Consider the following 11846-nt stretch of genomic DNA (forward strand, 5'->3'; position numbering starts at 1 on the left):
GGCCAACCGTGCAGGAAGACGTGCGCGTGCGCACCACCGCGCAGATCGCGGGTCATCCGATTCATCCGATGCTGGTGTCGATACCGATCGCGTGCTTCGTCGGGGCCCTGCTCACCGACATCTCCTATGTCGTCAGCGCCGAGATCATGTGGGCGGATTTTTCCGCCTGGCTTCTGGTCGTCGGCGTCATCTTCGGCGTGCTGGCGGCCATCGCCGGCCTGACCGATTTCCTCGGCAACCGTCTGGTGCGGGCGCAGGCGCCGGCCTGGCCCCACCTGGTCGGAAATGCGGTGGCGCTGATCCTTGCGATCGTCAATACGTTGATCCACACGCGCGACGCCTGGACCTCGGTGTGGCCGACCGGGCTCATTCTTTCAGCGGTCACCGTATTGATCGTGCCGGTCACCGGCTGGCTCGGCTGGGCCATGGTGTATCGCCACGGCGTCGGAGTTGCGCGATGAAATCTCCAATCGCTCGCGCATTGTTGTGCTCTTCGCTGCTGTGTCTGGCCGCATGCAACGACGGCAGCGGCGATCCCAAGGCGCAAACCGGCGCCAACCCGACGCTCCCTGACATCCAGCAATACCTCCTGCCGCCGATGCACATCGCCCGCATCGTCGGCTGGAAGAAGGACGAGACGCCGGCCGTCGCGCAGGGCTTGCAGGCCAAGGCCTTCGCGACCGGTTTGCAGCATCCGCGATTCCTCTACGTGCTTCCCAACGGTGACGTGCTGGTCGTGGAATCGAAGGCGCCGAAGGGCGCCCCGATCAAGCGGCCCAAGGAAATCGTGATGGGTTACATCGAGTCCTGGGCGACGTCGGGCGGCGACACCGGCGAGAGCAACCGCATTACGCTGCTGCGCGACAGCAACGGCGACGGCGTGCCGGACACGAAAAGCGTCTTCCTCGACCATCTCAACTCGCCCTTCGGCGTCGCGCTGGTCGGCAACGACCTCTATGTCGCCAACACCGATGCGATCGTGAAATATCCGTACGCCGAGGGGGATACGAAAATCACCGCGCCGGGCACGGTGCTGACCCAGTTGCCGGGCGGGCCGATCGACCATCACTGGACCAAGAGCCTGGTCGCGAGCCCCGACGGTTCAAGGCTCTATGCCGGCGTCGGCTCCAACAGCAACATCACCGAGAACGGCATGGAGGCCGAGCACAATCGCGCCGCCATCCTCGAGGTCGACCGTGAAAGCGGCCGCTGGCGCATGTTTGCGAGTGGCCTGCGCAATCCCAACGGCTTCAGCTTCGAGCCGCAGACGGGCGCGCTTTGGACGGTGGTGAACGAGCGCGACGAGCTCGGTCCCGATCTCGTCCCCGATTACATGACCTCGGTGAAGGACGGCGGGTTTTACGGCTGGCCCTACAGCTATTACGGCCAGCACGTCGATCCCCGCGTCATGCCGCAGCGGCCTGACCTCGTCGCCAAGGCAATCGTGCCGGACTATGCGCTGAGCTCGCATGTCGCGCCGCTCGGGATGGTTTTCAACACCGGCACGAGCCTGCCGGCCGCCTATCGGGGCGGTGCCTTCGTCGGCGAGCACGGCAGTTGGAACAGGCTGGTCTTGAACGGCTACAAGGTCGTGTTCGTGCCGTTCACGGACGGCAAGCCGAGCGGCCCGCCGCAGGACGTCGTCACCGGCTTCCTCAACGATGACAACCAGGCGCGCGGGCGGCCCGTCGGCGTCGCCATCGACAAGACCGGCGCGCTGCTGGTCGCCGACGACAGCGGCAACACCGTGTGGCGCGTGACGGCGGCGCATCCGCAGCTCACGGAGCGATAGACCTGAGAACGGGAGGAGTTGAACAATGGGCCTTGCTCAATATGCCATCGTGCCGGTGCAGGACGCATGGGGCGTGCTGCACGACGGCGACGTCAAGAGTAGATACGCCACCAAGGAAGCCGCGTTCGAATCGGCGGTCGCCGCGGCATCCCTGGCCCTTCGCGAGGGACATGAGGTCCATGTCAGCGTACCCGGCCGTGAGGCGGGCGAGAGCGCGCTCGGCAGCTAGGCGAGAATATCGACCCTGCTTGCTGCTGGTTCGGCAGGGCCGCTCTGCGGGCAGCGCTGCTATGCTACTCGGAACCTATATTCCCGCTGGCCGAGTCTCAGGCTAAGACATGCTGACAGGCGTGATCCGCGCCTTCCGGGCAGGCGACGTTTGGAATGCGGTTTCTGAAATCTGACGGCAGGCTCGTCGGCGTCCTGCTGGTGCTGGCGATCACCCAACTGATCGGATGGGGCACGATCGGCCTTCCGGCCGTTGTCGGCCGCGACCTTGCGGCCGATCTCGGCATGAGCCTGCCGATGGTGTTCGCGGGCAGCTCGGTGCTTTACGTCACGATGGGGCTGTGCGCGCCCTGGCTCGCCAGGGCCTTTGCGCGGCACGGTGCACGCAAGGTGATGATGGCGGGCACGGTTGTTGCCGTGCCGGGCTACGTCGTCCTGTATTTCGCGCGCGAGCCGATGCTCTATTTGGTGGCCTGGGTCATTCTCGGCATGGGCGGCAGCGCCACGCTGTCGACCGGCGCCTATATCATGCTCAACGAAGTCGCCGGGCGGCAGGCCAAGAATGCCATCGGCGCGCTCATGCTGGTGACGGGTCTCTCCAGCAGCATCTTCTGGCCGACCACCTCCTTTCTAAGCGGTTATTTCGGCTGGCGCGGGACCTGCCTGGTCTATGCGGCGATGCTGCTCGTCATCAGCCTTCCGCTCTACACGTTCTTCGCGCCGCGCCGGAAAATTGCAAAGGATCATGGTGGTGCGCCGGTCAAGGCGTCGCCGCCGCCCGCGATCCCAAGGAGCACCTTCGGCCTCGTGGTCTGCGCGATCACCCTCAATGCTTTCGTCAATTTCGGCATCGGCGCCATTATGATCGAGCTGCTCCGGGCGGAAGGTCTGGCGCCGGCGCAGGCGCTTGCGTTCGGCTCGATGCTGGGCGTGATCCAGGTCAGCGCCCGCGGGCTGGATCTCCTCGGCGGCGGACGATGGGACGGGATCACGACCGGGCTCGTCGCGGGCACGGCATTGCCGGTGGCCATGATGCTCCTGATGACGAACGAAGGCGCGACCTGGGCGGTCGCGGTCTTCGTCCTGCTCTATGGCGCCGGCAGCGGCGCGATGGCGGTGGCGCGGGCGACGATCCCGCTCGTGTTCTACGACCAGGCCGAGTTCGCCAAGGCGATGTCGATGATCGCGCTGCCGCTCAATCTGGCATCCGCGCTCTCACCGCCGCTGCTCGTCGGTCTGCTCACCCAGTTCGGGAGCCGCGGCGCGCTGGGGCTCACCTTCGTCTGCTCCTGCGCGACGGTGCTGATCCTGGTCCTGCTCGGCCGCCGGCGCCCGCAAGTCGCCGCTGCGGCCGCGACCTGAGAATATTCGCGCTGCGGAAATTCACTCCGCCGCCTATCCGGGCCGCCGGGGCGGGGATAGCCGTATGCCCGGAGTGCAGTGCTCAGGGCACCAAAATAGTGTATCCGCAGGGAGCGCAGCCACGGCTGAAGGCCGCCGCGCCAATATCCCGTTCCCGGAGGAAATCGACATGTCGGCCCTGCCGCTTTCAGGCATCAAGATCCTTGACCTCACCCGCGTGCTTGCCGGGCCGCTGTCGGCCCAGATGCTGGGCGACTTAGGTGCGGAGGTGATCAAGATCGAGCGGCCGGGCACCGGCGACGACGCGCGCGCCTTCGGGCCGCCTTACCTCACCGACCCCGAGGGCAAGGCGAACAACAACAATTCGTTCTACCTTTGCGCCAACCGCAACAAGAAGTCCGTCACCGTCAACATCGCCAAGCCCGAGGGGCAGGCGATCATCCGCGAGCTCGCCAAGGACGTCGACGTCTTCATGGAGAACTACAAGGTCGGCGATCTCAAGCGCTACGGCCTCGACTACGAGACGATCAAGGCGATCAATCCCGGCATCATCTACTGCTCGGTGACCGGCTTCGGCCAGACCGGCCCCTACGCGCCGCGCGCCGGCTATGACGCCATCCTGCAGGCCATGGGCGGCCTGATGAGCGTCACCGGCCATATCGACGGCGAGCCCGGCGAGGGCCCGATGAAGGTCGGACCGTCGATCGTCGACTACATGACCGGCATGAACACCTCGATCGGAATTCTCTCGGCGCTCTACCATCGCGACGTCAATGGGGGTGTCGGACAGCACATCGACGTCTGCCTGTTCGACACGGTCATCGCGTCATTGTCGCACTGGCTGCAGATCTACCTCGTCAACGGCAAGACCCCACCGCGCCGCGGCACCTGGGGCAATGGCGGCATGCCGGCCGGCGTGTTCCGCTGCACCGACGGCGAGCTGATGCTGGTGGTGGGCAATGACGGCCAGTTCCAGCGCACCTGCGCCGTGCTCGGCGAGCCCGAGCTCGCCAGCGACAAGCGCTTCGTCAAGAACAACGACCGCGTCGTCCACGGCAGGGAGATCATGGCGATCTTCGCCGGCCTGTTCCTGAAGCAGAAGGTATCCTATTGGCTGGACAAGCTGGAGGAGGCCGGCGTGCCCTCTGGTCCGATCAACAATTTCGAGCAGGTGTTTTCCGATCCGCACGTCCAGTCGCGCGGCATGCGGGTGAAGGTCAACCATCCCTTCGAGCCCGATCTTTCGCTGATCCGCAACGCGCTGACCCTCTCGGAGACCCCGATCAAGAATTACCGCGCCCCGCCGCTGCTCGGCGAGCATACGCAGGAAGTGCTCGGCGACAAGCTCGGCTATGATGCGGGGAAGATCGAGGATCTGAAGAAGCAGGGGATCATCTGATCGCATGACCGGCAAAACCATCATCACCTGCGCGATCACGGGCAATCTGACCAAGCCCGAGCAGTCGCCATATCTGCCCATCACGCCCGAGCAGATCGCGACCTCGGCGCTGGAAGCCGGCGAAGCAGGCGCTGCCATTGTCCACATCCACGTGCGCGATCCCGCCACGGGGCGGCCTTCGATGGAGATCGATCTCTACCGCGAGGTGATGGCGAAGATCCGCGCCCGCAACACCAGCCTCGTCATCAATCTCACCACCGGCCCCGGCGGTCGCTTCGTGCCTTCGGTCGAAGACCCCCGCATCGCCGCTGCAGGCACCACGCTGCTGCAACCCGAAAAGCGCGTGGAGCATATCGAGCTGCTCAAGCCCGACATCTGCACGCTCGATCTCAACACCATGAATTCCGGCGGCGAGGTCGTGATCAACACTCCGCGCAACGTCCGCATCATGGCCGGCCGGATGACGGCGGCCGGCGTGCTGCCGGAGATCGAGCTGTTCGATTCCGGCGACTGCCACCTGGCGCGCGACCTGTTCGCCGACGGCACGCTGAAGGGCCCGGGGCTGTTCTCGCTGGTCCTGGGGGTGAAGTACGGCTTCTCCGCGACGCCCGAGACGATGTTCTACGCCCGCAGCCTGCTGCCGCCGGGCGCGATCTGGTCCGGCTTCGGCATCGGCCGCGCCGAATTCCCGATGGTGGCGCAGGCGTATCTGCTCGGCGGCCATGTCCGCGTCGGCATGGAGGACAATCTCTATATGTCGAAGGGTGTGCTGGCGCAGACCAATGCCGAGCTGGTCGCCCATGCGGCAGGCATCCTGAAGAGCCTGGGTGCGAGCGTTGCGACCGCTGCCGACGCGCGCGCGATGCTCGGGCTGGCATAAGCGTTGATGGCAGCAGTGTGACGCTCGCGCGGCCTTGCGCGAGGCTTGCGCGCAATCCCCAGATAAACCCGGTCCGTAAACACACAGGCTTTCGCTTCGCGCGCGACTCAGATTCGATCTCTTCACTGACTTCGGGAGGGACGTGCATGTCGTACACGATCGGGTTTCAAGCCAAGAACCAGAAGGCCATTCTGGCGACCGAGGCGGCAACGGCCAATCAGGCCGTGGCCATCATTGCCGCGCTGCGGCAAAGCGCGGACGAAATAAAGTTCATCCGCTCGCCGCAGGAAGGCGAGATGGGCATCGAGATGCTGCTGCTGCTCGCCAAGGAAGAGGCCGAGGAGATGCCGCAGGGAGCGTAAAGCGCTTCCACGACTACACTTCGATCAGAAGCGAAACATGACGGCTGCAGGATGATGTAGTCAGCCGTCAGTCCCGCTCGAACCGAAGGTGGCCGCCATGAAACGCGAAGCGCTCCGCGTCGAACCGATCTCGACGTTTCTCGACCGCTGGAAGGCGCCGACCTCGCCGGTCACGCGCGCCGGCAGCATGATCTTCGTCGCCGGGCTGCCGCCGTTCGACCCGGAGACGGGCGAGCTCAAGGAGATGCCGATCGAGCGGCAGAGCGAGATCGTCATGGAGCAGTTGAAGCTGTGCCTTCGGGCGGCCGGTGCTTCGCTGGACAACGTCATGAAGTGCAACGTCTACTGCACCTCGACGAAACACTTCGCCGCGTTCAACACGGTCTATGCGCGCTATTTCCCGCTAGATCCGCCGGCGAGGATATTCGTCTGCACGCCGGAATGGTTCGGCCCCTTCGATGTCGAGATCGACTGCATCGCGATGATGTGAGGGGCTAGCGCGCGTCTCTCGCGAGCGCGCGCGCCGGCGCCTTAGCCTCCGTCCGTGGCGCCGTCAGCGCCATCGTCGCCACGCTGACCACGCGGGCGACCACGTCCTCGACGTCGTCGAGATCGCATTTGCCTTCCGACAGTTTCGTCAGCCGTTCGCTCTCGCGGATGGTGTGGTGCGCCATGGCGAGCGCGAAATTCAGGCCCCAGTAGATATCGACGTCGCTGCGGTCGGGCAGGGCCCGGCGCATCGCGCCGGCGAACTTGCGCAAATGGTCGATCTCGCGGTTCTTGATCCGGCGGATCGGCGGCACGGATTCGATCGAGGCGCGGATCATGAAGCGCGCCGCGGTCGAGCGCTGGTTCTCGGGGCCGAGGCAGCCGCGCAGCGTCGGGCCGACCAGCGCATGCAGGATCACCTCGATCGGCGCACGGCCGCCGCCTTCTTCTTCCGCCGCCTTCAACTCGCGCAGTCGCTCGCGATTGGTGGCGATCGAGCGTGTGACAAATAATTCCGCGATCAGCTCGTCCTTCGAGCCGAAATGATAGTTCACCGCAGCCAGATTGACATTGGCCTCCGCGACGATGTCGCGCAGCGTCACGTCGCCGAACCCGCGATCGGCGTAGAGCCGTTCGGCGGCGGCGAGAATGGACGTCCGGGTATGATCGCTGGCCATGGGTGCCCCTCAGGGAGGGAGTTGCATTTCAAACACTTGTATGAAACTATCGTTTGAAGGCCGGGAAAAGTCAATCCGCAATCGGGACTCGTTCGCAACACGCGGTCGGTTCCCGGAAGCTCGCCAGCTTGCGCATTCACGCTTGCGGGGCGCGCGGGGCGGGAGGACAGTCCGGCGCAAAGCAGGCTTTCAAAGAGAGACCGAGGAGCGTCCCATGGATTTCGATCTGTCGCCCAAGCAGAAGGAATGGCTCGACCGCGTGCAGTCGTTCATGACCAAGCACGTGCGTCCGGCGGTGCCGATCTACAACGAGCAGGACAAGGCCGGCGAGCGCTGGAAGGTGATCCCGGTGCTGGAAGACCTGAAGAAGAAGGCCAAGGCCGAAGGTCTCTGGAACATGTTCATGCCGCCGAACGAGCATGAGGATGATGAATTCCGCGGTGCGGGATTGTCCAATCTCGAATACGCGCTGCTGTCGGAGCAGATGGGCCACATCTCCTGGGCCTCGGAAGTCTTCAATTGTTCCGCGCCCGACACCGGCAACATGGAAGTGTTCATGCGCTACGGCTCCAAGGAGCAGAAGCGCAAATGGCTGCGGCCGCTGATGGACGGCGAGATCCGCTCCGCCTTCCTGATGACGGAACCGGCGGTGGCCTCGTCCGATGCCACCAACATCGAGACCCGCATCGAGAAGGACGGCGATCACTACGTCATCAACGGCCGCAAATGGTGGTCGTCCGGCGTCGGCGATCCCCGCTGCAAGATCGCGATCCTGATGGGCAAGACCGATTTCAAGGCGGCCAAGCATCAGCAGCAGTCGCAGATACTGGTTCCGCTCGACACCCCCGGCATCAAGGTCGAGAAGATGCTCCCCGTGTTCGGCTTCGACGACGCGCCGCACGGCCACGCCCAGGTGCTGCTCGAGAACGTGCGGGTGCCGAAGGAGAACATCCTGCTCGGTGAGGGCCGCGGCTTCGAGATTGCGCAGGGCCGCCTTGGTCCGGGCCGCATCCATCACTGCATGCGCACCATCGGCAAGGCCGAGGAGGCGCTGGAGAAGATGGTGAAGCGGCTGATGTCGCGCACCGCCTTCGGCAAAAAGATCGTCGAGCATTCGGTGTGGGAGCAGCGCATCGGCGAGGCCCGCACCAATATCGAGATGACGCGGCTGCTGTGCCTCAAGGCCGCCGACATGATGGACAAGGTCGGCAACAAGACCGCGCAGGCCGAGATCGCCATGATCAAGGTCGCAGCGCCCAACATGGCTCTGAAGATCATCGACGAGGCGATCCAGGCTTTCGGCGGCGCTGGCGTTTCCGACGAGGCGGGTCTGGCCAAGGACTATGCGGGCATCCGCACGCTGCGGCTCGCCGACGGTCCGGATGAGGTGCACAATCGCGCCATTGCCAGGCTCGAGGTTCGGAAGTATGCCAACTCTCCCAATCGCTAAGGGGGAGGGCGAAAGCGCGCTCCCGTCTTGAAGAAACGACAGGGCATGATCCGCATTCGGAATGACCGCTTGACGCAAGTGCGTCAGCGGTTACCGATTAGGATCATGCCCGACCTGAAATGGTCAGGACTGAAGAGGGAGCGTCACCGTGGCTGACGGCGTCAGGAAAGACGAGGAATTCTCGGGCACCAAGCCGGTCGAGGAGCGTCATCGTATCGACGAGATGCGGCTCGAAGCCTGGATGCGCGACAACGTCGAAGGCTTCGAGGGGCCGCTGGTCGTGCTCCAGTTCAAGGGCGGCCAGTCCAATCCGACCTACCGGCTGAACACGCCGAAGCGTTCCTACGTGATGCGCAGGAAGCCGTTCGGCAAATTGCTGCCCTCGGCGCACGCGGTCGATCGCGAATATCGCGTGATCGCAGCGCTCGGCAAGCAGGGTTTCCCGGTCGCGCACGCCTATGCGCTGTGCCAGGACGACGGTGTCATCGGCGCTGCCTTCTACATCATGTCGATGGAGGAGGGCCGGGTGTTCTGGGATCCGACGTTGCCGAGCCAGACTCCGGAAGATCGCCGCAAGATCTTCACCAGCAAGATCGAGACGCTGGCGAAACTCCACATGTACGACCCCACGGCGATCGGCCTCGGCGAGTTCGGCAAGCCCGGCAATTATTTCGCGCGCCAGATCGACCGCTGGACCAAGCAATATCGGGCGTCCGAGACCCAGCACATTCCCGAGTTCGAGAAGGTCGCCGAATGGCTGCCGCGCACGGTGCCGGAGCAGGCCCGCGTCTCCGTGGTGCACGGCGACTATCGCCTCGACAACATGATTTTCCATCCGACGGAACCGCGCGTGCTGGCCGTGCTGGACTGGGAGCTGTCGACGCTCGGCGATCCCATGGCCGACTTCACCTATCTGCTGATGCAGTGGGTCATGCCGGGCCTCGACGGTGCCGACCTCAAGACGCTCAACATTCCGAGCGTGGAAGAAGCGGCGCAGATCTATTGCAACGTTACCAAGATGACGGTGCCCGATCTGAACTGGTACTTCGCCTACAATCTGTTCCGCCTCGCCGGCATCACCCAAGGCATCGCCGGCCGCGTCCGTGACGGCACCGCGGCGAACGCCAAGGCGCTGGAATCAGCCAAGCGCACCGTGCCGCTGTCGAAGGCGTCATGGGAATACGCGCAAAAGGCGGGCGCGGTTTAACGTCGTAGCCCGGGTGAGCTCAGCGATACCCGGGACAGCCGCCCGTTCAGACACTGCGGATGCTCACACCCTGCCGCGCCTCCTTCACCACGCTGCTGGGGGCGGCTTGTATTCCGTGTAGTCCTCAAACTCCCATTTCCCGAGGCGAGCCAGCCTCTCGGCAACCTCAGACCATGAGTTCGCCGAGCATTTGGCGCAATAGTCTTCGATAAAAGTTTTTAGTTGCTCGTAGTTGAAATCCTTGACGAAGAGGTAGTGCCTTCCTTCGACGATGTTGCTCTTCATATGCGAAGCGAACCAATCGGGAGTGCAGAGCATGAAGTCGAACGACTCTTCACCCAAGCTGTCCGCAGGTCCAATCATCGCCATGACCAAAATCCCGAACGGTCCGTCCGGCATGAATTGTTCAATCGGATCAGCGTCCGGACTGAAGAGTGATCTTAGTTGCGGTCGGACTTTCACTGCCATGGGCTTACCGGTTGCCAACTAACCCTTCACACAATGCGCGATCAGCTTCTCCACGAACCCCGCGCACTTCTCCAGCTCCGCCATCTCCACGAACTCATCCGGCGTATGCGCCTGCGCGATCGAGCCCGGGCCGATCACCACTGACGGCACATCGGCCATGCTGGCAAACAAGCTCGCTTCGGTGCCGAACGCGACCTTGGCGTGGTCGTTGCGCCCCGCGAGGCTCTTGGCGAGCGTGACGATCGCCGCGTCGGCCGCGGTGTCGAGCGCGGGGTAGTCGAGGATCTCCTCGAAATCGATGCCGCAGTCCGGATGTCGCGCCTTCATCGCCGGCTCAAGCTCGGCCTTGGCCCAGGCCACGATCGCATCCGTCACCTCCCGCGACTCGGTGATGCCGATGCCGCGGCATTCGAAATCCACCGTGCAGGTATCGGGCACGATGTTCAGTGCGGCGCCGCCATGCACGATGCTGGTGAGCAGCGTCGAGTGCGGAACGTCGTAGAGGCTGTCGGTTGCGCGCACGGCCGCAAGCGCCACGGCGCGGCGGCGGATCTCGACGATCAGCTCGGCCGCGTATTCGATCGCGTTGACGCCGTCGGGCGCAATCGAGGAATGGCGGGCGAGCCCGTGAAAGGTCGCGCGCACGCCGTGCTTGCCCTTGTGGCCGATGATGACCTTCATCTCGGTCGGCTCGCCGATGAAGGCGCCGAGCGGTTTGATCCGTTTCTTCGCGACCTCGCCGAGCATCGGCCGGACGCCGACGCAGCCGATCTCCTCGTCATAGGAGATGGCGAGATGGATCGGCGTCGTGAGCTTGGCCTCGACCATCTCCGGCACCATGGCAAGGCACACCGCGACGAAGCCCTTCATGTCGGTGGTGCCGCGGCCGTAGAGCTTGCCGTCGCGCTCGCCCAGCTTGAACGGATCGTGGCTCCAGTCCTGGCCCACCACCGGCACGACGTCGGTATGGCCCGACAGCACCAGGCCCGGGCGATCCTCAGGTCCCACGGTGACCCACAGCGAGGCCTTCTGTCCGGTCTCGTCGACGATGCGCTCGCTCCTGACGCCGAGCCCGGCGAGATAGCTTTCGATGTGCGCGATCAGAGGCAGGTTGCTGCGGTCGCTGACAGTATCGAAGGCGACGAGGTCGGCGAGGAGCTTGCGAATGCGGTCGGGTCTTGAGCTTGGCATTTTCACAGTCTTGTCAGGGATATGGAAGCTGAGGTGCTTGCATGAACCATACCAACGTCGCCTCTGGTAGGGCAAATCAACACAGACCCGCAGCCCGGGTGAGCGAAGCGACACCCGGGACGGCGCTGGCAAGCGCCGGATATCGCCGCGCTCATCCGGGGTACAAGATATCGGGTTGCCCGTCGGGCAAAACACGCCATCCGTGGGTCGATGCCGGCCGGCAAAAATATTCCACTTTACCGAAATTCGGAAACGACGTATCTGTCGTCTCACTCCGGCCCAAGGGAGAGGGGCGTATCGCGATCGTCACGAACGCGGGCCGGACGGCGGTGGACGCAGGC

At 64.3% G+C, this 11846-nt stretch carries 13 protein-coding genes and 1 pseudogene; 11 read left to right on the forward strand and 3 right to left on the reverse strand.

Translation table 11 applies throughout. The features are described from left to right. Positions 1–8: 8 nt before the first annotated feature. From NR187_RS30680 to NR187_RS30715, 8 genes are all read left to right on the forward strand, one after another. Entirely contained in the window at positions 9–461 is a 453-nt protein-coding gene (locus NR187_RS30680; RefSeq protein ID WP_211386701.1) for a DUF2231 domain-containing protein, read from the forward strand. Further along, positions 458–1792, forward strand: coding sequence for a sorbosone dehydrogenase family protein (locus NR187_RS30685; RefSeq protein ID WP_256808851.1), 1335 nt, complete (start codon positions 458–460; stop codon positions 1790–1792). The genes NR187_RS30680 and NR187_RS30685 overlap by 4 nt, the downstream gene beginning before the upstream one ends. 25 nt (positions 1793–1817) lie before the next feature. Then, positions 1818–2021 carry a hypothetical protein gene (locus NR187_RS30690; RefSeq protein ID WP_211386699.1) on the forward strand — a complete coding sequence of 68 codons (204 nt, stop codon included), beginning with the start codon at positions 1818–1820 and terminating at the stop codon, positions 2019–2021. A gap of 155 nt (positions 2022–2176) precedes the next feature. Continuing rightward, positions 2177–3382, forward strand: a complete 1206-nt coding sequence (locus NR187_RS30695) for an MFS transporter (protein WP_256808855.1) — start codon at positions 2177–2179, stop codon at positions 3380–3382. A gap of 169 nt (positions 3383–3551) precedes the next feature. Further along, complete coding sequence (locus NR187_RS30700; protein WP_256808856.1) at positions 3552–4781, forward strand: CaiB/BaiF CoA-transferase family protein; 1230 nt, start codon at positions 3552–3554, stop codon at positions 4779–4781. A gap of 4 nt (positions 4782–4785) precedes the next feature. Next, entirely contained in the window at positions 4786–5661 is an 876-nt protein-coding gene (locus NR187_RS30705; RefSeq protein WP_256808858.1) for a 3-keto-5-aminohexanoate cleavage protein, read from the forward strand. Positions 5662–5807: 146 nt separating this feature from the next. Next, positions 5808–6023 (forward strand): hypothetical protein, encoded by a 216-nt coding sequence (locus tag NR187_RS30710; RefSeq protein WP_211386695.1) that lies wholly within the window; start codon positions 5808–5810, stop codon positions 6021–6023. Positions 6024–6120: 97 nt separating this feature from the next. After that, a complete protein-coding gene (locus NR187_RS30715; protein WP_211386694.1) occupies positions 6121–6513 on the forward strand; it encodes a RidA family protein in 393 nt (130 codons plus the stop codon). A gap of 4 nt (positions 6514–6517) precedes the next feature. Here the strand turns inward: NR187_RS30715 and NR187_RS30720 are convergent, their stop codons facing one another. Continuing rightward, positions 6518–7189, reverse strand: a complete 672-nt coding sequence (locus NR187_RS30720; RefSeq protein ID WP_211386693.1) for a TetR/AcrR family transcriptional regulator — start codon at positions 7187–7189, stop codon at positions 6518–6520. Positions 7190–7403: 214 nt separating this feature from the next. Here NR187_RS30720 and NR187_RS30725 point away from each other — a divergent pair, with 214 nt between their 5' ends. Further along, positions 7404–8639 (forward strand): acyl-CoA dehydrogenase family protein, encoded by a 1236-nt coding sequence (locus NR187_RS30725; protein ID WP_256808861.1) that lies wholly within the window; start codon positions 7404–7406, stop codon positions 8637–8639. 148 nt (positions 8640–8787) lie between these two features. Further along, entirely contained in the window at positions 8788–9846 is a 1059-nt protein-coding gene (locus tag NR187_RS30730; protein ID WP_094972034.1) for a phosphotransferase family protein, read from the forward strand. A gap of 84 nt (positions 9847–9930) precedes the next feature. Here NR187_RS30730 and NR187_RS30735 read toward each other — a convergent pair whose 3' ends face one another. Beyond that, positions 9931–10314 (reverse strand): immunity 8 family protein, encoded by a 384-nt coding sequence (locus NR187_RS30735; RefSeq protein WP_211386690.1) that lies wholly within the window; start codon positions 10312–10314, stop codon positions 9931–9933. Between the two features lie 18 nt (positions 10315–10332). After that, positions 10333–11505 (reverse strand): acetylornithine deacetylase, encoded by a 1173-nt coding sequence (argE, locus tag NR187_RS30740; RefSeq protein WP_256808864.1) that lies wholly within the window; start codon positions 11503–11505, stop codon positions 10333–10335. 41 nt (positions 11506–11546) lie between these two features. On the opposite strand from argE, the pseudogene NR187_RS30745 reads away from it, so the two are divergent. Then, positions 11547–11846, forward strand: a pseudogene (locus NR187_RS30745) (hypothetical protein); the annotation flags it as partial.

The sequence above is a fragment of the Bradyrhizobium sp. Bra64 genome (genome assembly GCF_024519875.1).
Taxonomy (GTDB): Bacteria; Pseudomonadota; Alphaproteobacteria; order Rhizobiales; family Xanthobacteraceae; genus Bradyrhizobium; species Bradyrhizobium japonicum_G.

What these genes read in the sequence shown, in the direction of transcription:
- NR187_RS30685 (WP_256808851.1), top strand. Translation starts at nt 458, where the DNA reads ATGAAATCTCCAATCGCTCGCGCATTGTTGTGCTCTTCGCTGCTGTGT.
- NR187_RS30690 (WP_211386699.1), top strand. Translation starts at nt 1,818, where the DNA reads ATGGGCCTTGCTCAATATGCCATCGTGCCGGTGCAGGACGCATGGGGC.
- NR187_RS30695 (WP_256808855.1), top strand. Translation starts at nt 2,177, where the DNA reads ATGCGGTTTCTGAAATCTGACGGCAGGCTCGTCGGCGTCCTGCTGGTG.
- NR187_RS30700 (WP_256808856.1), top strand. Translation starts at nt 3,552, where the DNA reads ATGTCGGCCCTGCCGCTTTCAGGCATCAAGATCCTTGACCTCACCCGC.
- NR187_RS30705 (WP_256808858.1), top strand. Translation starts at nt 4,786, where the DNA reads ATGACCGGCAAAACCATCATCACCTGCGCGATCACGGGCAATCTGACC.
- NR187_RS30710 (WP_211386695.1), top strand. Translation starts at nt 5,808, where the DNA reads ATGTCGTACACGATCGGGTTTCAAGCCAAGAACCAGAAGGCCATTCTG.
- NR187_RS30715 (WP_211386694.1), top strand. Translation starts at nt 6,121, where the DNA reads ATGAAACGCGAAGCGCTCCGCGTCGAACCGATCTCGACGTTTCTCGAC.
- NR187_RS30720 (WP_211386693.1), bottom strand. Translation starts at nt 7,189, where the DNA reads ATGGCCAGCGATCATACCCGGACGTCCATTCTCGCCGCCGCCGAACGG.
- NR187_RS30725 (WP_256808861.1), top strand. Translation starts at nt 7,404, where the DNA reads ATGGATTTCGATCTGTCGCCCAAGCAGAAGGAATGGCTCGACCGCGTG.
- NR187_RS30735 (WP_211386690.1), bottom strand. Translation starts at nt 10,314, where the DNA reads ATGGCAGTGAAAGTCCGACCGCAACTAAGATCACTCTTCAGTCCGGAC.
- argE (WP_256808864.1), bottom strand. Translation starts at nt 11,505, where the DNA reads ATGCCAAGCTCAAGACCCGACCGCATTCGCAAGCTCCTCGCCGACCTC.